This is a genomic window from Streptomyces sp. LS-MS-L19, assembly GCF_058382285.1.
Genome location: NZ_JBYCLL010000001.1, coordinates 5,979,210 through 5,998,852 on the forward strand (window position 1 = coordinate 5,979,210; position 19,643 = coordinate 5,998,852).

General features: G+C 66.9%; 15 protein-coding genes. 14 read left to right on the plus strand and 1 reads right to left on the minus strand.

Annotation, left to right across the window (positions count from 1 at the left end):
• Window positions 1-10: 10 nt before the first annotated feature.
• The 12 genes from rplA (at window position 11) to tuf (ending at window position 17,516) form a co-directional block, all read left to right on the plus strand.
• Window positions 11-736, plus strand: coding sequence for a 50S ribosomal protein L1 (gene rplA, locus AC2XR2_RS26760; protein WP_053846804.1), 726 nt, complete (start codon window positions 11-13; stop codon window positions 734-736).
• 113 nt (window positions 737-849) lie between these two features.
• The gene (locus AC2XR2_RS26765) at window positions 850-1,695 is read left to right on the plus strand and encodes an SCO4651 family lipoprotein (protein ID WP_381308402.1); all 846 of its coding nucleotides are present in this window, start codon (window positions 850-852) and stop codon (window positions 1,693-1,695) included.
• A 90-nt stretch (window positions 1,696-1,785) separates the two neighbouring features.
• Complete coding sequence (locus AC2XR2_RS26770) at window positions 1,786-2,637, plus strand: SCO4651 family lipoprotein (protein WP_381308405.1); 852 nt, start codon at window positions 1,786-1,788, stop codon at window positions 2,635-2,637.
• Window positions 2,638-2,925: 288 nt separating this feature from the next.
• The gene (gene rplJ / locus AC2XR2_RS26775; RefSeq protein WP_123762500.1) at window positions 2,926-3,456 is read left to right on the plus strand and encodes a 50S ribosomal protein L10; all 531 of its coding nucleotides are present in this window, start codon (window positions 2,926-2,928) and stop codon (window positions 3,454-3,456) included.
• Window positions 3,457-3,571: 115 nt separating this feature from the next.
• On the plus strand, window positions 3,572-3,961 hold the full coding sequence (gene rplL, locus AC2XR2_RS26780) for a 50S ribosomal protein L7/L12 (RefSeq protein WP_062023368.1): 390 nt from the start codon (window positions 3,572-3,574) through the stop codon (window positions 3,959-3,961).
• A gap of 558 nt (window positions 3,962-4,519) precedes the next feature.
• On the plus strand, window positions 4,520-8,005 hold the full coding sequence (rpoB, locus tag AC2XR2_RS26785) for a DNA-directed RNA polymerase subunit beta (RefSeq protein WP_491516506.1): 3,486 nt from the start codon (window positions 4,520-4,522) through the stop codon (window positions 8,003-8,005).
• A 100-nt stretch (window positions 8,006-8,105) separates the two neighbouring features.
• A complete protein-coding gene (locus tag AC2XR2_RS26790) occupies window positions 8,106-12,005 on the plus strand; it encodes a DNA-directed RNA polymerase subunit beta' (protein ID WP_381308408.1) in 3,900 nt (1,299 codons plus the stop codon).
• A gap of 356 nt (window positions 12,006-12,361) precedes the next feature.
• Entirely contained in the window at window positions 12,362-12,826 is a 465-nt protein-coding gene (locus AC2XR2_RS26795; protein WP_330269637.1) for a DUF1707 and DUF4190 domain-containing protein, read from the plus strand.
• A gap of 331 nt (window positions 12,827-13,157) precedes the next feature.
• Window positions 13,158-13,529 carry a 30S ribosomal protein S12 gene (rpsL, locus tag AC2XR2_RS26800; protein ID WP_003948652.1) on the plus strand — a complete coding sequence of 124 codons (372 nt, stop codon included), beginning with the start codon at window positions 13,158-13,160 and terminating at the stop codon, window positions 13,527-13,529.
• A 2-nt stretch (window positions 13,530-13,531) separates the two neighbouring features.
• Window positions 13,532-14,002 (plus strand): 30S ribosomal protein S7, encoded by a 471-nt coding sequence (gene rpsG / locus AC2XR2_RS26805; RefSeq protein ID WP_009330725.1) that lies wholly within the window; start codon window positions 13,532-13,534, stop codon window positions 14,000-14,002.
• 39 nt (window positions 14,003-14,041) lie between these two features.
• A complete protein-coding gene (gene fusA / locus AC2XR2_RS26810) occupies window positions 14,042-16,168 on the plus strand; it encodes an elongation factor G (protein ID WP_330265015.1) in 2,127 nt (708 codons plus the stop codon).
• 154 nt (window positions 16,169-16,322) lie between these two features.
• A complete protein-coding gene (tuf, locus tag AC2XR2_RS26815; RefSeq protein WP_007384061.1) occupies window positions 16,323-17,516 on the plus strand; it encodes an elongation factor Tu in 1,194 nt (397 codons plus the stop codon).
• Window positions 17,517-17,624: 108 nt separating this feature from the next.
• Here tuf and AC2XR2_RS26820 read toward each other — a convergent pair whose 3' ends face one another.
• Window positions 17,625-17,843 (minus strand): hypothetical protein, encoded by a 219-nt coding sequence (locus tag AC2XR2_RS26820; protein ID WP_381303482.1) that lies wholly within the window; start codon window positions 17,841-17,843, stop codon window positions 17,625-17,627.
• 126 nt (window positions 17,844-17,969) lie between these two features.
• Between AC2XR2_RS26820 and AC2XR2_RS26825 the strand changes: the two genes are divergently transcribed.
• Both AC2XR2_RS26825 and AC2XR2_RS26830 read left to right on the plus strand, forming a co-directional pair.
• On the plus strand, window positions 17,970-19,178 hold the full coding sequence (locus AC2XR2_RS26825) for an acyltransferase family protein (RefSeq protein ID WP_491516507.1): 1,209 nt from the start codon (window positions 17,970-17,972) through the stop codon (window positions 19,176-19,178).
• A gap of 76 nt (window positions 19,179-19,254) precedes the next feature.
• Complete coding sequence (locus AC2XR2_RS26830; RefSeq protein WP_491516508.1) at window positions 19,255-19,608, plus strand: hypothetical protein; 354 nt, start codon at window positions 19,255-19,257, stop codon at window positions 19,606-19,608.
• Window positions 19,609-19,643 lie beyond the last annotated feature (35 nt).

A 19,643-nucleotide genomic window follows, 5' to 3' on the forward strand; every position in this document is an offset into this window, starting at 1 on the left:
AGGAGCAGTTGTGAGCAAGCGCAGCAAGGCCCTTCGCGCTGCGGACGAGAAGATCGACCGGGAGAAGCTGTACGCCCCGCTCGAGGCCGTCCGTCTCGCCAAGGAGACCTCCACGACCAAGTTCGACGGCACCGTCGAGGTCGCCTTCCGTCTGGGTGTCGACCCGCGCAAGGCCGACCAGATGGTCCGTGGCACCGTGAACCTCCCGCACGGCACCGGTAAGACCGCCCGGGTCCTGGTCTTCGCGACCGGTGACCGTGCCGAGGCCGCTCGTGCCGCGGGCGCCGACATCGTCGGCGCCGACGAGCTGATCGACGAGGTGTCGAAGGGCCGTCTGGACTTCGACGCCGTCGTCGCCACCCCGGACCTCATGGGCAAGGTCGGCCGCCTCGGCCGCGTGCTCGGTCCCCGTGGTCTCATGCCGAACCCCAAGACCGGCACCGTGACCCCGGACGTGACGAAGGCTGTCACGGACATCAAGGGCGGCAAGATCGAGTTCCGCGTCGACAAGCACTCGAACCTGCACTTCATCATCGGCAAGACGTCGTTCGACGACACCAAGCTGGTGGAGAACTACGGCGCGGCCCTGGAGGAGATCCTCCGGCTGAAGCCGTCCGCCGCCAAGGGCCGGTACATCAAGAAGGCCGCCATCAGCACCACGATGGGCCCCGGCATCCCGGTCGACTCCAACCGCACCCGCAACCTCCTCGTCGAGGAGGACCCGGCCGCGGTCTGAGACACCGGCAGGTTCACGGGCCCCGCACCTTTCGAGGTGCGGGGCCCGTTCCCATGTGCGGGGCCAGTGCTCTGAGTTAGCGTGCGAGCAGGGCACTTGTACCGGGGGGACGAATGAAGAGGACGACGGCGACGGTCCGGCTCGCGGCGGTCGCCGCGCTGACGGGACTGGCCGCCTGCACCTCCTCCGGCTCACCCGACAGGCCGGAAGCCACGCACACCGCCTCGGCCCCCGCCGCCCTCCCGGCCCTGCGCACCGCCGAGCGCTCCACCCAGCAGGCCGGGACGGCCCGGGTGCGGTCCACCACGGTGATGGGCAGCCAGCTGTCCCTCACCGCCGACGGCCTCCTCGCCTGGCGCGACGGCCTCTCCGGCACCCTCACGCTGCACTACACCGGCGGCACCGCGGCCGAGACGATGCGCGGCCTCGGCGTCACGTCCATGGAGGCCCGCTACCTCTCCGACGCCTACTACGCGCGCCTGGGCGACGCCTTCGCCGCGAAGACGGGCGGCAGGCACTGGCTCAAGTACGCCTACGAGGACCTGAGGAGCCTCGGCGGCGGCGCCGACCTCGCCGACCAGATGCGCTCCACCACCCCCGACCAGTCGGTGCGGCTGCTGCTGGACTCCGAGGACGTGCGCGAGGTCGGCGCGGAGACCGTGGACGGCCGGGCCACCCGGCACTACTCCGGCACCGTGGCGGTCGGCGACGTCACGGACGCCGGGCTCCAGCGGCGCCTGAGGGACGCGGGCGTCACCGGCGAGAGCGTCGACATCTGGATCGACGAGAAGAACCTCCTGGTCAAGAAGGTCGAGAAGACCAGCACCGCCAACGGCAAGGTCACCCAGACCGCCCACTACAGCGACTACGGCGTCGAGGTCGCCGTACACCGGCCGCCGGCCGCGGACACCCAGGACTTCACGTCCCTCCTGTCACAGTCAGGCACCAACCCCTCCTGAGTCACGGGGAATTCAGCGACCCCTGTCACCCCTCTCGGATAAGCTCGCGGTCTTGCTGTGAATCGACCATGTGTTCCTTGGGGGGAATCAATGGCTACTTCTGTACGACGTTCCGCGCGCTGTCGGACCATCGGCGTCGGCCTCGCCGCCGTGGCCCTGGCCTCGGGTGCGGTGAGCTGTGGCAAGGGGGGCGAGGACTCGCCGGAGATGACTCCCGCGGCCGCCGTCGCCAAGGCGGCGAAGAACACGGAGGAGATCACCTCCTTCCGCTACCGCATGAAGGGCGAGATGCCCGAGCAGGGCAAGGTCGTGGCCGAGGCCTCCATGCGGACCAAGCCCGACCTCGCGATGAGCATGAAGATGACCGCGGACGGAGAGGGCTCCGCGGAGATCCGGCTCGTCGACAAGGCCATGTACATCGGGGGCAACCCCGAGCTGGCCAAGGAGATGGACGGCAAGAAGTGGATGAAGTTCGACCTGTCCGCGCTCGGCAAGGACGGTGGCCTCGGCGCCACCGCGCCCGGCGCCGGCCAGGCCGACCAGAACCCGGCCTCCATGTCCTCCTTCCTCAACGGTGCCAAGGACGTGAAGAAGGTCGGCACCGAGACGATCGACGGGGTCAAGACCACCCACTACGCGGGTGACGTCACGCTGGCCGAGCTGAAGGCCTCCTTCAAGGACGCCGACAAGTCGGTCCGTGAGCAGCGCGAGAAGAGCACCGAGCAGCTCGAGAAGCTGGGCCTGGACAAGTTCACGATGGACATGTGGGTCGACGGCGAGGAGCACGCCAAGCAGTTCCGTATGCAGGGCGACGCCACCAAGGGCAAGTTCGACATGACCTTCACCTTCCTCGACTACAACAAGCCCGTCACCGTCGAGGCGCCGCCCGCCGGCGAGACCGCCGACCTGGCCGAGATGATGAAGGAGCTCCAGAGCAGCTGAGCGTCGTAGGACCGGATTTGCTTGACAGGGATCCGGTCACGTACGCTCCTACAGAAGCCAAAGACCGCTGGTCGTTGCCGTGTCCTCGCAAGGGGGTGCGGTGGCCGAAGGATCCGCTGAGAATCGCGGACGACCCGCGCAGGTGACTGTGGAAGTTGCTCCTGGATTCCGCTGCCGCAAGGTGGCGTGTTCCGGTCGAGCTACGCCCCGTGCGCCTGCGCCGGGGCGTTTCGTCTTGTTCAGCCCCTTCTGAGCGGTCCTCATCACCCGGAAGGAGGCCGACGCTCTATGGCAAGGCCCGACAAGGCTGCCGCGGTAGCCGAGCTGACGGAGCAGTTCCGCAGCTCGAACGCCGCCGTGCTGACCGAGTACCGGGGTCTCACCGTGGCGCAGCTCAAGAACCTGCGCCGTTCGCTCGGTGAGAACGCCCAGTACGCCGTGGTGAAGAACACGCTGACCAAGATTGCGGCCAACGAGGCCGGGATCACGACGCTCGACGACCTGTTCAACGGTCCGACGGCGGTCGCCTTCGTCACCGGTGACCCGGTGGAGTCGGCGAAGGGTCTTCGTGACTTCGCCAAGGACAACCCGAACCTCGTCATCAAGGGCGGTGTCCTTGACGGCAAGGCGCTGTCCGCCGACGAGATCAAGAAGCTTGCGGACCTCGAGTCCCGCGAGGTTCTGCTCGCCAAGCTGGCGGGTGCCTTCAAGGGCAAGCAGACTCAGGCTGCTCAGGTCTTCCAGGCGCTCCCGTCGAAGCTCGTCCGCACCGTGGACGCGCTTCGCGCCAAGCAGGACGAGCAGGGCGGTGCCGAGTAACTCGGCTCGCGCATTGATCCACGCCGCCTGAGGCGCGGGTCGTAGCGGGCCGTAAGTACGCCCGCCGTTTCGATACATCCGGCACCTGCCGAAATTAGTGGAAGGATCGCCCCTCATGGCGAAGCTCAGCCAGGAAGACCTGCTCGCGCAGTTCGAGGAGATGACCCTCATCGAGCTCTCCGAGTTCGTGAAGGCCTTCGAGGAGAAGTTCGACGTCACCGCCGCCGCGGCCGTCGCCGTGGCCGCCCCGGCCGCCGGCGGTGCCGCCGGTGGTGCCGAGGCCGCTGAGGAGCAGGACGAGTTCGACGTCATCCTCACCGGTGCCGGCGACAAGAAGATCCAGGTCATCAAGGTCGTGCGTGAGCTGACCTCCCTGGGTCTGAAGGAGGCCAAGGACCTCGTGGACGGCGCCCCGAAGCCCGTTCTCGAGAAGGTCGCCAAGGAGGCCGCCGAGAAGGCCGCCGAGTCCCTCAAGGGCGCCGGCGCCTCGGTCGAGGTCAAGTAACACCTCACAGGTCCCCGCGGACCTGTAACGCGTAAGCACCGAAGAGCGATCATCCATCCGGGTGGTCGCTCTTCGGCGTTCCTGGAGGCGCGGTCACGGTTGCCTTGCCCCTCCGTGAGCGGGGGGTATGGTGATCTTCGTCGTGTCTCCCGAAACCCCGGGTTCGGGCAGGGAGGCCTTGACGAACCGCACGCAGCGCGCAATTCTCAGGACGCGTCGCCAGAACGGTCCGAATCCGAGGCATGGATCGGCGACGAAGAGGGCAGTATCAACGTGCGTTGAGGGCACCATGCCGAGGACGTTGAGGGCAGCGAGAGTTTTTGAAGACCGGGCAGAAAAGCAGGGCTGGACATCAGTGCGCCAACTGGCTACACTGACCCTTTGCGCTGCCTGTTAGCTGTCCCCTGCCCGTCACCAGGGGTCTGCCCTCGCCTCAGCATCGACGACCGGACCACCTCCGACCTGGCCTTTTGGTCAAATCGGAGAGACCTGTCTCTGTGTCCTGGGTGAGGGCCCGGGGAGCGCGTAGTGAGTCCGAGCCCTCGGAAGGACCCCCTCTTGGCCGCCTCGCGCACTGCCTCGACCGCGAATACGAACAACGGCGCCAGCACCGCCCCGCTGCGCATCTCTTTTGCAAAGATCAAGGAGCCCCTCGAGGTTCCCAACCTGCTCGCGCTGCAGACCGAGAGCTTTGACTGGCTGCTCGGGAACACCGCCTGGCAGAGTCGGGTCGAGGCGGCTCTGGAGTCCGGTCAGGACGTCCCCACCAAGTCCGGTCTGGAGGAGATCTTCGAGGAGATCTCCCCGATCGAGGACTTCTCCGGGTCGATGTCGCTGACGTTCCGCGACCACCGTTTCGAACCGCCGAAGAACAGCATCGACGAGTGCAAGGAGCGCGACTTCACGTACGCCGCCCCGCTCTTCGTGACGGCCGAGTTCACCAACAACGAGACCGGAGAGATCAAGTCCCAGACGGTCTTCATGGGCGACTTCCCGCTCATGACCAACAAGGGCACCTTCGTCATCAACGGCACCGAGCGTGTCGTGGTGTCGCAGCTGGTCCGTTCGCCCGGTGTCTACTTCGACTCCTCCATCGACAAGACGTCCGACAAGGACATCTTCTCCGCCAAGATCATCCCGTCCCGGGGTGCCTGGCTGGAGATGGAGATCGACAAGCGTGACATGGTCGGTGTCCGCATCGACCGCAAGCGCAAGCAGTCCGTCACCGTCCTCCTGAAGGCTCTCGGCTGGACCACCGAGCAGATCCTCGAGGAGTTCGGCGAGTACGAGTCGATGCGCGCCACCCTGGAGAAGGACCACACCCAGGGCCAGGACGACGCACTGCTCGACATTTACCGCAAGCTGCGTCCGGGCGAGCCCCCCACGCGTGAGGCCGCGCAGACGCTGCTCGAGAACCTCTACTTCAACCCCAAGCGCTACGACCTGGCCAAGGTCGGCCGCTACAAGGTCAACAAGAAGCTGGGTGCGGACGCTCCGCTGGACGCGGGCATCCTGACCGTCGAGGACATCATCTCGACGATCAAGTACCTGGTGAAGCTGCACGCGGGCGAGACCGAGACCACCGGTGACAGCGGCACCTCGATCGTCGTCGAGACCGACGACATCGACCACTTCGGCAACCGTCGTCTGCGCAGCGTCGGCGAGCTCATCCAGAACCAGGTCCGTACGGGTCTGGCTCGTATGGAGCGCGTCGTCCGCGAGCGCATGACCACCCAGGACGTCGAGGCGATCACGCCGCAGACCCTGATCAACATCCGGCCGGTCGTCGCCTCCATCAAGGAGTTCTTCGGCACCAGCCAGCTGTCGCAGTTCATGGACCAGAACAACCCGCTGTCGGGTCTCACCCACAAGCGCCGTCTGTCGGCTCTTGGCCCGGGTGGTCTCTCCCGTGAGCGGGCCGGCTTCGAGGTCCGTGACGTGCACCCCTCGCACTACGGCCGCATGTGCCCGATCGAGACCCCTGAAGGCCCGAACATCGGTCTGATCGGCTCGCTCGCCTCCTACGGCCGCGTCAACGCGTTCGGTTTCGTGGAGACGCCGTACCGCAAGGTCGTCGACGGTCAGGTCACCGACGAGGTGGACTACCTGACGGCCGACGAGGAGGACCGCTTCGTCATCGCGCAGGCCAACGCCACGCTCAACGACGACATGCGGTTCGAGGAGGCCCGGGTCCTGGTCCGCCGTCGTGGCGGCGAGGTCGACTACGTCCCCGGTGACGACGTCGACTACATGGACGTCTCGCCGCGCCAGATGGTGTCGGTCGCGACCGCCATGATCCCGTTCCTCGAGCACGACGACGCCAACCGTGCCCTCATGGGCGCGAACATGATGCGTCAGGCCGTGCCCCTCATCAAGAGCGAGTCCCCGCTCGTCGGCACCGGCATGGAGTACCGCTCCGCCGTCGACGCCGGCGACGTGGTCAAGGCCGAGAAGGACGGTGTGGTCCAGGAGGTCTCCGCGGACTACATCACCACCGCCAACGACGACGGCACGTACATCACGTACCGCCTGGCCAAGTTCTCCCGGTCCAACCAGGGCACCTCGGTCAACCAGAAGGTCATCGTCAACGAGGGCGACCGGATCATCACGGGCCAGGTGCTCGCCGACGGTCCCGCCACCCAGAACGGCGAGATGGCGCTCGGCAAGAACCTGCTGGTCGCGTTCATGCCGTGGGAGGGTCACAACTACGAGGACGCGATCATCCTGTCGCAGCGCCTCGTGCAGGACGACGTCCTCTCCTCGATCCACATCGAGGAGCACGAGGTCGACGCCCGTGACACCAAGCTCGGCCCGGAGGAGATCACCCGGGACATCCCGAACGTCTCCGAGGAGGTCCTCGCCGACCTCGACGAGCGCGGCATCATCCGCATCGGTGCCGAGGTCATCGCCGGTGACATCCTCGTCGGCAAGGTCACGCCCAAGGGTGAGACCGAGCTGACGCCGGAGGAGCGCCTGCTGCGCGCGATCTTCGGTGAGAAGGCCCGTGAGGTCCGTGACACCTCGCTGAAGGTGCCGCACGGCGAGACCGGCAAGGTCATCGGCGTCCGCGTCTTCGACCGCGAGGAGGGCGACGAGCTTCCCCCCGGTGTGAACCAGCTGGTGCGCGTGTACGTGGCGCAGAAGCGCAAGATCACCGACGGTGACAAGCTCGCCGGCCGTCACGGCAACAAGGGCGTCATCTCCAAGATCCTGCCGATCGAGGACATGCCGTTCCTGGAGGACGGCACCCCGGTCGACATCATCCTCAACCCGCTCGGTGTCCCGTCCCGAATGAACCCGGGACAGGTCCTGGAGATCCACCTCGGCTGGCTCGCCAGCCGCGGCTGGGACGTCTCCGGCCTCGCCGAGGACTGGGCGCAGCGCCTCCAGGTGATCGGCGCCGACTCCGTCGCCCCCGGCACCAACGTCGCGACCCCGGTCTTCGACGGTGCCCGCGAGGACGAGCTGGCCGGTCTGCTCCAGCACACCATCCCGAACCGGGACGGCGAGCGCATGGTGCAGCCGACCGGTAAGGCGAGGCTGTTCGACGGCCGCTCCGGTGAGCCGTTCCCGGACCCGATCTCGATCGGGTACATGTACATCCTCAAGCTGCACCACCTGGTCGACGACAAGCTGCACGCCCGCTCGACCGGTCCGTACTCGATGATCACCCAGCAGCCGCTGGGTGGTAAGGCCCAGTTCGGTGGCCAGCGCTTCGGTGAGATGGAGGTGTGGGCGCTGGAGGCTTACGGCGCCGCGTACGCCCTCCAGGAGCTGCTGACCATCAAGTCCGACGACGTGACCGGCCGCGTGAAGGTCTACGAGGCCATCGTCAAGGGCGAGAACATCCCCGAGCCCGGCATCCCCGAGTCCTTCAAGGTGCTCATCAAGGAGATGCAGTCCCTGTGCCTCAACGTGGAGGTGCTGTCCTCGGACGGCATGTCCATCGAGATGCGCGACACCGACGAGGACGTCTTCCGCGCTGCGGAAGAGCTCGGCATCGACCTGTCCCGGCGCGAGCCGAGCAGCGTCGAAGAGGTCTGACGGGAGTCCGGCCGGAGGACCTGGTGAGGATCCTCCGGCCGGCCCCAGGACCCCCGTATCAGACCCCGTGACTTACAACCCTGAGAGGGATTGACGCATAGTGCTCGACGTCAACTTCTTCGACGAGCTCCGGATCGGCCTGGCCACCGCTGACGACATCCGTCAGTGGAGCCACGGCGAGGTCAAGAAGCCCGAGACCATCAACTACCGCACCCTCAAGCCCGAAAAGGACGGACTCTTCTGCGAGAAGATCTTCGGTCCGACCCGGGACTGGGAGTGCTACTGCGGCAAGTACAAGCGCGTCCGCTTCAAGGGCATCATCTGTGAGCGCTGCGGCGTCGAGGTCACTCGCGCCAAGGTGCGCCGTGAGCGGATGGGCCACATCGAGCTGGCCGCTCCCGTCACCCACATCTGGTACTTCAAGGGCGTTCCGTCGCGGCTGGGCTACCTGCTCGACCTGGCCCCGAAGGACCTCGAGAAGGTCATCTACTTCGCCGCGTACATGATCACGTACGTCGACGAGGAGCGCCGTACCCGCGACCTGCCCTCCCTGGAGGCGCACGTCTCCGTGGAGCGCCAGCAGGTCGAGAACCGCCGGGACGCCGACCTGGAGGCCCGCGCCAAGAAGCTCGAGTCGGACCTGGCCGAGCTGGAGGCCGAGGGTGCCAAGGCCGACGTGCGCCGCAAGGTGCGCGAGGGTGCCGAGCGCGAGATGAAGCAGCTGCGCGACCGTGCGCAGCGCGAGATCGACCGTCTCGACGAGGTGTGGACCCGCTTCAAGAACCTCAAGGTCCAGGACCTCGAGGGTGACGAGTTGCTCTACCGCGAGCTGCGGGACCGCTTCGGTACCTACTTCGACGGTTCGATGGGTGCCGCGGCGCTGCAGAAGCGCCTGGAGTCCTTCGACCTTGACGAGGAGGCCGAGAAGCTCCGCGAGATCATCCGTACCGGCAAGGGCCAGAAGAAGACCCGTGCGCTCAAGCGCCTCAAGGTCGTCTCCGCGTTCCTGCAGACCAGCAACAGCCCCAAGGGCATGGTGCTCGACTGCGTGCCGGTCATCCCGCCGGACCTTCGCCCGATGGTGCAGCTGGATGGTGGCCGCTTCGCGACCTCCGACCTGAACGACCTGTACCGCCGTGTGATCAACCGGAACAACCGCCTGAAGCGCCTTCTCGACCTCGGTGCGCCCGAGATCATCGTGAACAACGAGAAGCGCATGCTCCAGGAGGCCGTGGACGCGCTGTTCGACAACGGCCGTCGTGGCCGTCCGGTCACCGGTCCCGGTAACCGCCCGCTCAAGTCCCTCAGCGACATGCTGAAGGGCAAGCAGGGTCGATTCCGTCAGAACCTGCTCGGCAAGCGTGTGGACTACTCCGCGCGTTCCGTGATCGTCGTCGGTCCGCAGCTCAAGCTGCACCAGTGCGGTCTGCCGAAGGCGATGGCGCTGGAGCTCTTCAAGCCGTTCGTGATGAAGCGCCTGGTCGACCTGAACCACGCGCAGAACATCAAGAGCGCCAAGCGCATGGTGGAGCGCGGCCGCACGGTCGTGTACGACGTCCTCGAAGAGGTCATCGCCGAGCACCCGGTGCTGCTGAACCGTGCTCCCACCCTGCACCGACTCGGCATCCAGGCCTTCGAGCCGCAGCTGGTCGAGGGCAAGGCCATCCAGATCCACCCGCTCGTCTGCACCGCGTTCAACGCGGACTTCGACGGCGACCAGATGGCCGTGCACCTGCCGCTGTCCGCGGAGGCGCAGGCCGAGGCCCGCATCCTGATGCTGTCCTCGAACAACATCCTCAAGCCCGCCGACGGCCGTCCGGTGACGATGCCGACCCAGGACATGGTCCTCGGTCTGTTCTTCCTCACCACCGACGGCGAGCTGCGTGACACCAAGGGCGAGGGCCGCGCGTTCGGCTCCACGGCCGAGGCGATCATGGCGTTCGACGCCGGTGAGCTGGCGCTCCAGTCGCCGATCGACATCCGCTTCCCGGTGGGCACCATCCCGCCGCGTGGCTGGACGCCGCCGGTGGCCGAGGAGGGCGAGCCGGAGTACCAGACGGGCGACAGCTTCCGGCTGCGCACGACCCTGGGCCGCGCGCTCTTCAACGAGCTGCTGCCCGAGGACTACCCGTTCGTCGACTACTCGGTGGGCAAGAAGCAGCTCTCCGAGATCGTCAACGACCTGGCCGAGCGCTACCCCAAGGTCATCGTGGCGGCGACGCTCGACAACCTGAAGGCGGCCGGCTTCTACTGGGCGACCCGTTCCGGTGTCACCGTGGCCATCTCCGACGTCGTCGTTCCCGAGGCGAAGAAGGAGATCGTCAAGGGCTACGAGGCGCAGGACGAGAAGGTCCAGAAGCAGTACGAGCGCGGTCTGATCACCAAGGAAGAGCGCACTCAGGAGCTCATCGCGATCTGGACCAAGGCGACCAACGAGGTCGCCGAGGCGATGAACGAGAACTTCCCCAAGACGAACCCCATCTTCATGATGGTTGACTCGGGTGCCCGAGGAAACATGATGCAGATGCGGCAGATCGCCGGTATGCGTGGTCTGGTGTCGAACGCCAAGAACGAGACGATCCCGCGTCCCATCAAGGCGTCCTTCCGTGAGGGCCTGTCCGTGCTGGAGTACTTCATCTCCACGCACGGTGCCCGTAAGGGTCTGGCCGACACCGCCCTGCGTACCGCCGACTCGGGTTACCTGACCCGTCGTCTGGTGGACGTCTCGCAGGACGTCATCATCCGCGAGGAGGACTGCGGCACCGACCGCGGCCTCAAGCTCCAGATCGCGGAGGTCGGCGCGGACGGCGTGCTGCGCAAGGCGGACGACGTCGAGACGTCCGTGTACGCGCGCTGCCTCGCCGAGGAGATCGTCGTCGACGGCAAGGTGCTGGCCCCGGCCGGTACCGACCTGGGCGACGTGCTCATCGACGAGCTGGTCCGCCACGGTGTCTCCACGGTCAAGACCCGCTCGGTCCTGACCTGCGAGTCCGCCGTCGGCACCTGCGCCATGTGCTACGGCCGCTCGCTGGCCACCGGCAAGCTGGTCGACATCGGTGAGGCGGTCGGCATCATCGCCGCCCAGTCCATCGGTGAGCCCGGTACCCAGCTGACGATGCGTACCTTCCACACCGGTGGTGTGGCCGGTGACGACATCACCCAGGGTCTGCCGCGTGTCGTCGAGCTCTTCGAGGCCCGTACCCCGAAGGGTGTCGCCCCGATCTCCGAGGCCCAGGGCCGCGTGCGGATCGAGGAGACCGAGAAGACCAAGAAGATCGTCATCACGCCGGACGACGGCAGCGACGAGACGGCGTTCCCGATCTCGAAGCGCGCCCGACTCCTGGTCAGCGAGGGCGAGCACGTCGAGGTGGGCCAGAAGCTCACCGTGGGTGCCACCAACCCGCACGACGTGCTGCGCATCCTGGGCCAGCGTGCCGTCCAGGTCCACCTGGTCGGCGAGGTCCAGAAGGTCTACAACTCGCAGGGTGTGTCGATCCACGACAAGCACATCGAGATCATCATCCGGCAGATGCTGCGCCGCGTGACGATCATCGAGTCCGGCGACGCCGAGCTGCTGCCCGGTGAGCTGGTCGAGCGCTCGAAGTTCGAGACCGAGAACCGTCGTGTGGTCCAGGAGGGCGGTCACCCGGCCTCCGGTCGTCCGCAGCTGATGGGTATCACCAAGGCCTCGCTGGCGACGGAATCCTGGCTGTCGGCCGCCTCCTTCCAGGAGACGACCCGAGTCCTGACGGACGCGGCGATCAACGCCAAGTCCGACAGCCTCATCGGCCTCAAGGAGAACGTCATCATCGGTAAGCTCATCCCGGCCGGTACGGGTCTGTCCCGCTACCGCAACATCCGGGTGGAGCCGACCGAGGAGGCCAAGGCCGCGATGTACTCGGCCGTCGGCTACGACGACATCGACTACTCGCCGTTCGGCACGGGCTCCGGCCAGGCCGTTCCGCTGGAGGACTACGACTACGGTCCGTACAACCAGTAAGCGGGTTGCTTGGCGAAGGGCGGTCATCCTTTGGGGTGGCCGCCCTTCGGCGTGGACGGGGTGGTCTCGGCGGAACCTGTCCCGATATCGGAGCGTTGGAGCATCATGGAGGCATTCGACCTCTCAGGGGGTGCTCCGTGTCGCAACCGTCGTGGCAACCGTGGGACAGGGACCAGTGGCCGTCAGAGCCGGGCAGGGAGGCTCCGGCGGACGCTCCGGTCGCCGGGCCCTGGACCGGCGCGGGCGCCCCTGTCGCGCGCCCCTGGCCCGGGTACGCGGCTCCTCAGCCCGGTGGCTCCCACCCAGGCCGGCATCCCGGCGCCCCGCACCCCGCCCAGCACCCCGGCGCCTCCGCCATGCTCGCCTCGCACGCCGACCGGGAGCGGGCCGTCGACGTGTTGCGGGCCGGGTACGGGGAGGGGCGGCTGGAGAAGGGGGAGTTCGACAAGCGGGTGGAGCGGGCGTACGGGGCGCGGACCGTGGGGGAGCTGGCGCTGCTCGTGGCCGATCTGCCGCTCGGGCCCGTGCCGCAGCCGGCGCCCTACACCGCCGTACCGCGGACGTTCCTGCCCGCACCGCGGCCGCGGGCCAACGGGAAGGCGGTCGGAGCCGCGGTGTGCGGGCTGCTGTGCGTGCCGACCTTCGGGTTCACCGGGATTCCCGCGGTGATCCTCGGACACGCGGCGCGCGCGGAGATGGAGAGGACGGGGGAGAGCGGCGACGGGTTCGCGCTGACCGGGCTGGTGTTCGGCTGGCTGTCCATCGCCGCGTGGTCGGTGCTGCTGACCCTGATGGTCGCGGTGGGACTCGCCTCCGGGTGAGGGTGCCGGGCTGTGCTCCCACGTGTGCGGAATGTGAAATCGAAGATCGTCCACGGCGTAGGGGCTTGACACACGCTGCATAACGATGCGGCCCGACCCCATTTGTTTTGACCGCAGCGAATGAGCTAGGTACGCTCAGACCTTGTGCCTGGGGTGTGCCCTGGCTCTCGTGCGTGCCTTGAACCGCACTAGGGGAGCCGCAAGCGGCCACCGTAATCTGTGCTCTTTTCGCCTTGCGGCGGGAGTCCGCCGGATTCGACACACCCGACCGCGTGGGTCGGCGACGTTCCAGGTTAGCTGTACCCATCGGCACACAGAAACCGGAGAAGTAGTGCCTACGATCCAGCAGCTGGTCCGTAAGGGCCGGCAGGACAAGGTCGAGAAGAACAAGACGCCCGCACTCGAGGGTTCCCCTCAGCGTCGTGGCGTCTGCACGCGTGTGTTCACGACCACCCCGAAGAAGCCGAACTCGGCCCTGCGTAAGGTCGCGCGTGTGCGTCTGACCAGCGGGATCGAGGTCACCGCTTACATTCCGGGTGAGGGACACAACCTGCAGGAGCACTCCATCGTGCTCGTGCGCGGCGGCCGTGTGAAGGACCTGCCGGGTGTTCGCTACAAGATCATCCGCGGCTCGCTCGACACCCAGGGTGTCAAGAACCGCAAGCAGGCCCGCAGCCGCTACGGCGCCAAGAAGGAGAAGTAAGAATGCCTCGTAAGGGCCCCGCCCCGAAGCGCCCGGTCATCATCGACCCGGTCTACGGTTCTCCTCTGGTGACCTCCCTGATCAACAAGGTGCTGCTGAACGGCAAGCGCTCGACTGCCGAGCGGATCGTTTACGGCGCCATGGAGGGCCTGCGCGACAAGACCGGCAACGACCCGGTCATCACGCTCAAGCGCGCTCTCGAGAACATCAAGCCGACCCTCGAGGTCAAGTCCCGCCGTGTCGGTGGCGCCACCTACCAGGTGCCGGTCGAGGTCAAGCCCGGCCGCGCCAACACCCTGGCGCTGCGCTGGCTGGTCGGTTACTCCCGCGCCCGTCGCGAGAAGACCATGACCGAGCGTCTGCTCAACGAGCTTCTCGACGCTTCGAACGGCCTCGGTGCGGCCGTCAAGAAGCGCGAGGACACGCACAAGATGGCCGAGTCCAACAAGGCCTTCGCGCACTACCGCTGGTAGTCGCAGACCCCATCGAGACCGAGAGAAGACTGAAGCCTTATGGCTACCACTTCGCTTGACCTGGCCAGGGTCCGCAACATCGGGATCATGGCCCACATCGACGCGGGCAAGACGACCACCACCGAGCGGATCCTGTTCTACACCGGCGTTTCGTACAAGATCGGTGAGGTCCACGACGGCGCCGCCACCATGGACTGGATGGAGCAGGAGCAGGAGCGTGGCATCACGATCACCTCTGCTGCCACCACCTGTCACTGGCCGCTTGAGGGTGTCGACCACACCATCAACATCATCGACACCCCGGGTCACGTGGACTTCACCGTCGAGGTGGAGCGTTCGCTCCGCGTTCTCGACGGTGCCGTGACCGTGTTCGACGGCGTTGCCGGCGTGGAGCCGCAGTCCGAGACGGTGTGGCGTCAGGCCGACCGTTACGGCGTGCCCCGCATCTGCTTCGTCAACAAGCTGGACCGTACCGGCGCCGAGTTCCACCGCTGCGTGGACATGATCTCGGACCGCCTGGGCGCCCAGCCGCTCGTCATGCAGCTGCCGATCGGCGCCGAGGCCGACTTCAAGGGTGTCGTCGACCTCGTCACCATGAAGGCGCTCGTGTGGTCCGCCGAGGCGGCCAAGGGCGAGATGTACGACACCGTCGACATCCCGGCCACGCACACCGAGGCTGCCGAGGAGTACCGCGGCAAGCTCATCGAGGCCGTCGCGGAGAACGACGAAGAGATCATGGAGCTGTACCTGGAGGGCGAGGAGCCCACCGTGGAGCAGCTGTACGCCGCGATCCGTCGCATCACCATCGCGTCCGGCAAGTCCAAGGACACCACGGTCACCCCGGTGTTCTGTGGCACCGCGTTCAAGAACAAGGGCGTCCAGCCCCTGCTCGACGCGGTCGTGCGCTACCTGCCGACCCCGCTCGACGTCGAGGCCATCGAGGGCCACGACGTCAAGGACCCCGAGGTCGTCGTCAAGCGCAAGCCGTCCGACGAGGAGCCGCTGTCCGCGCTGGCGTTCAAGATCATGAGCGACCCGCACCTCGGCAAGCTCACCTTCGTCCGGATCTACTCCGGTCGCCTGGAGTCCGGCACCGCGGTGCTGAACTCCGTCAAGGGCAAGAAGGAGCGCATCGGCAAGATCTACCGCATGCACGCGAACAAGCGTGAGGAGATCGAGTCGGTGGGCGCCGGCGACATCGTCGCCGTCATGGGCCTGAAGCAGACCACCACCGGTGAGACGCTGTCCGACGACAAGCAGCCGGTGATCCTGGAGTCCATGGACTTCCCGGCGCCGGTCATCCAGGTCGCCATCGAGCCCAAGTCCAAGGGTGACCAGGAGAAGCTGGGTGTCGCCATCCAGCGTCTCGCGGAGGAGGACCCCTCCTTCCAGGTCCACTCGGACGAGGAGACCGGCCAGACCATCATCGGTGGTATGGGCGAGCTGCACCTCGAGGTGCTGGTCGACCGTATGCGCCGTGAGTTCAAGGTCGAGGCCAACGTCGGCAAGCCGCAGGTCGCGTACCGCGAGACGATCCGCAAGGCCGTCGAGCGCGTCGACTACACGCACAAGAAGCAGACTGGTGGTACCGGCCAGTTCGCCAAGGTGCAGATCGCGATCGAGCCGATCGAGGGCGGCGACGCCTCGTACGAGTTCGTGAACAAGGTGACCGGTGGCCGTATCCCGAAGGAGTACATCCCTTCGGTGGACGCCGGTGCGCAGGAGGCCATGCAGTTCGGCATCCTCGCCGGGTACGAGATGACGGGCGTCCGCGTCACGCTTCTCGACGGTGCCTACCACGAGGTCGACTCCTCCGAGCTCGCGTTCAAGATCGCCGGCTCGCAGGCCTTCAAGGAGGCCGCGCGCAAGGCGAGCCCTGTGCTCCTTGAGCCGATGATGGCCGTCGAGGTCACCACGCCCGAGGACTACATGGGTGAGGTCATCGGCGACATCAACTCCCGCCGTGGTCAGATCCAGGCCATGGAGGAGCGGGCCGGTGCCCGCGTCGTGAAGGGCCTCGTGCCCCTCTCGGAGATGTTCGGCTACGTCGGAGACCTCCGCAGCAAGACGTCGGGTCGCGCGAGCTACTCGATGCAGTTCGACTCCTACGCCGAGGTTCCGCGGAACGTCGCCGAGGAGATCATCGCGAAGGCCAAGGGCGAGTAACGCACCGCGTTCGCACGCTTTAGGCTTGACTCCGGAGCCCGGAGGGGCATTCACCCGCGTTTGTGGGGGAGTGCCCCCGGGCCGAGGCTTTCCAGCAAAGATCACCTGGCGCCGATGAAGCAAGGCGTTCAGAACCACTCCACAGGAGGACCCCGTGGCGAAGGCGAAGTTCGAGCGGACTAAGCCCCACGTCAACATCGGCACCATCGGTCACATCGACCACGGTAAGACGACCCTCACGGCCGCCATTACCAAGGTGCTGCACGACGCGTACCCGGACCTGAACGAGGCCTCGGCCTTCGACCAGATCGACAAGGCTCCCGAGGAGCGCCAGCGCGGTATCACCATCTCCATCGCGCACGTCGAGTACCAGACCGAGACGCGTCACTACGCCCACGTCGACTGCCCCGGTCACGCGGACTACATCAAGAACATGATCACGGGTGCGGCGCAGATGGACGGCGCCATCCTCGTGGTCGCCGCCACCGACGGCCCGATGCCGCAGACCAAGGAGCACGTGCTCCTGGCCCGCCAGGTCGGCGTTCCGTACATCGTCGTCGCCCTGAACAAGGCCGACATGGTGGACGACGAGGAGATCCTGGAGCTCGTCGAGCTCGAGGTGCGTGAGCTCCTCTCCGAGTACGAGTTCCCGGGCGACGACGTCCCCGTCGTCAAGGTCTCGGCGCTCAAGGCTCTCGAGGGCGACAAGGAGTGGGGCCAGTCGGTCCTGGACCTGATGGCCGCCGTCGACGAGGCGATCCCGCAGCCCGAGCGTGACGTCGACAAGCCGTTCCTGATGCCGATCGAGGACGTCTTCACGATCACCGGTCGTGGCACCGTCGTCACCGGTCGTATCGAGCGTGGTGTCCTCAAGGTCAACGAGACCGTCGACATCATCGGCATCAAGACCGAGAAGACCACCACCACGGTCACCGGCATCGAGATGTTCCGCAAGCTGCTCGACGAGGGCCAGGCCGGTGAGAACGTCGGTCTGCTGCTCCGTGGCATCAAGCGCGAGGACGTCGAGCGCGGCCAGGTCATCATCAAGCCGGGTTCGGTCACGCCACACACCCAGTTCGAGGCCCAGGCCTACATCCTGTCCAAGGACGAGGGTGGCCGCCACACGCCGTTCTTCAACAACTACCGTCCGCAGTTCTACTTCCGTACGACGGACGTGACCGGCGTCGTGACCCTCCCCGAGGGCACCGAGATGGTCATGCCGGGTGACAACACCGAGATGAAGGTGGAGCTCATCCAGCCCGTCGCCATGGAAGAGGGCCTGAAGTTCGCCATCCGTGAGGGTGGCCGGACGGTCGGCGCCGGCCAGGTCACCAAGATCACCGCCTGATCTTGTTCTGACCCGGTAGGTCTCCGAGACCCGTAGGTCTCTGGACTTGTAGGTCTCTGAAGGGGCCCGTACGACTTCGGTCGTACGGGCCCCTTCGCCTGTCCGGCCTCAGATGCGGGCGCGGATCTGCCGGACGGGGTGCCCGAGGACCTCCCCGATCGCGCTGGCGTCCAGCGAGGTCGCCGCCCCGCAGCCCGGGCCGCCGCTCTTCGTCAGGTTCTCGCCGCAGTCGACGACGGTGACCGTGTCGTACCAGTCGGCGTCGATCTCGGTGTCAAGTGAAGCCTCGGGGAACTCTGTGAAGCGGGTGGACGAGCGTTGCGGCAACTCCCCGGGCCCGGTGGGAGAAATGTTCCTGTCTGGTCGCTGTGGGGTGGTTGTGAGGGTCGTAGCCTGAGGCGTCCGGTGGCCGCTCCGGCCCGGACTTCCCCGAGAGGACGGACGGACCCGCAGGTGTCGACGCAGGATGCGGAGCGCGGAACGTCGATACCCCGACGGCTCGTCGGCGGACTGCAACAGCCGCTTCCGCCCCTCGCCGCGCCCACCGCGTCCACCGCGCCGGTCCAGCCCGCCCGCGCCGCCGTCGTACGCGACCGCGTCGGCCGTCGGCTCTACGCCATCGACGGCATCCGGCTCCTGGCCGCGCTCATGGTCGCCGTGCACCACTACGCCGGCACCCACCGCGTCGACCAGCCCGGCAACCGCATCTGGGACCGCCCGGTGTCCGACATCATGCCGACGGTCTTCCGGTTCGCCTCCTACGGCTGGATCGGCGTCGAGATCTTCTTCGTGATCAGCGGCTTCGTGATCTGCATGTCGTGCTGGGGCCGGACCCCGAGGCAGTTCTTCACCTCGCGGGTGATCCGGCTGTACCCCGCGTACTGGTTCGCCGTCGCGTTCACCACCGCCGTACTGACGCTGCTGCCCGGTGTCTGGGACCGCCTGCGCCTGCGGGACGTACTCCTCAACATCACGATGCTCCAGTCCGGTTCGGGCGTCATGAACGTCGACGGCGTCTACTGGACCCTGTGGTCCGAGCTCCGCTTCTACCTCCTCTTCCTGGTGGTCGTGTGGAGCGGCCTGACCTACCGCAAGGTCGTCGTCTTCTGCTGTGTGTGGGGCGCCGCGGCGATGCTGGCCCCGATCTCGAAGCTCCCGCTGCTGGAACTGGTCGCGAACCCCGAGGGCGCCTGGTACTTCATCGCGGGCCTCGCCCTGTACCTCATGCACCGCTTCGGCCAGGACCTGCTGCTGTGGGGCATCCTCGCGATGGCCTGGCTGATGGGCCAGCGCGAACTGGGCATCCGGATCGACGAGGTCGAGCATGTGTCGGGGTGGCGGGGGAGTGTGCTGATCTTCACGGTCTTCCTGCTGGCCATGGTGGCCATCGCCCTCGGCGCCACGGACCGGATCCGCTGGAAGTGGCTGGTGACGGCGGGCGCGCTGACGTATCCGCTGTACCTGACGCACTACGCGGCCGGTACGACGGTCATCAACCGCCTGCGCGACACCATGGACGCCCGCCTGCTGGTCGTCTCCGTCATCGCCGGGTTCCTGCTGCTGAGCTGGCTGGTGCACCGGTACGTGGAGCGGCCGGTGGCGCGGCTGCTGAAGCGGGGGCTGGACACGTCGTTCGCGCGGTTGCGGAACGCGGGCGCCTGAACGTCCGTACGGCGACCGTGCTTTCTGAGTACGAACGCTCATGCGGCCGCGTGCGCCCGCGCGCTGTGATGGACCCATGCCGGACCTCACGCTCGACGACGACCGCGCGACCGGTGCCTGGGTCGCCCCGCTGATCTCGACGCTCCTGACGCTGCCCGCCTGTGTGCTCGCCTATGTCTTCGGCGGGCTCTCCGTGATGGCGTGCGACTCCTGCGCCGCCCCCGAGGCCGACCGCTTCGCATCGAGCTTCGGCATCGCCTTCCCGGTGCTGCTCGGGGGCCTGGGCCTCGCCCTGTTCCTCCTGGCCGCCGGCTGGGCCCTGCCGTGGGAACGCCGTAACACGGCCCGCCGGGTGGGACTGGCGCTGGCGGCACCGGTGATGGTGCCGGTGGTGTATGTCGTGTTCGCGGTGCTGGTGGAGTGGCCGTAACCCATGTGAGAGTCATGTTCAGGTCATGGGATAGT

Bases quoted from the DNA above. Each gene is read 5' to 3' on its own strand.
- fusA (WP_330265015.1), top strand. From the start codon at position 14,042: ATGGCTACCACTTCGCTTGACCTGGCCAGGGTCCGCAACATCGGGATC.
- rplL (WP_062023368.1), top strand. From the start codon at position 3,572: ATGGCGAAGCTCAGCCAGGAAGACCTGCTCGCGCAGTTCGAGGAGATG.
- AC2XR2_RS26765 (WP_381308402.1), top strand. From the start codon at position 850: ATGAAGAGGACGACGGCGACGGTCCGGCTCGCGGCGGTCGCCGCGCTG.
- AC2XR2_RS26830 (WP_491516508.1), top strand. From the start codon at position 19,255: ATGCCGGACCTCACGCTCGACGACGACCGCGCGACCGGTGCCTGGGTC.
- rpsG (WP_009330725.1), top strand. From the start codon at position 13,532: ATGCCTCGTAAGGGCCCCGCCCCGAAGCGCCCGGTCATCATCGACCCG.
- rplJ (WP_123762500.1), top strand. From the start codon at position 2,926: ATGGCAAGGCCCGACAAGGCTGCCGCGGTAGCCGAGCTGACGGAGCAG.
- AC2XR2_RS26795 (WP_330269637.1), top strand. From the start codon at position 12,362: ATGCTCGCCTCGCACGCCGACCGGGAGCGGGCCGTCGACGTGTTGCGG.
- AC2XR2_RS26770 (WP_381308405.1), top strand. From the start codon at position 1,786: ATGGCTACTTCTGTACGACGTTCCGCGCGCTGTCGGACCATCGGCGTC.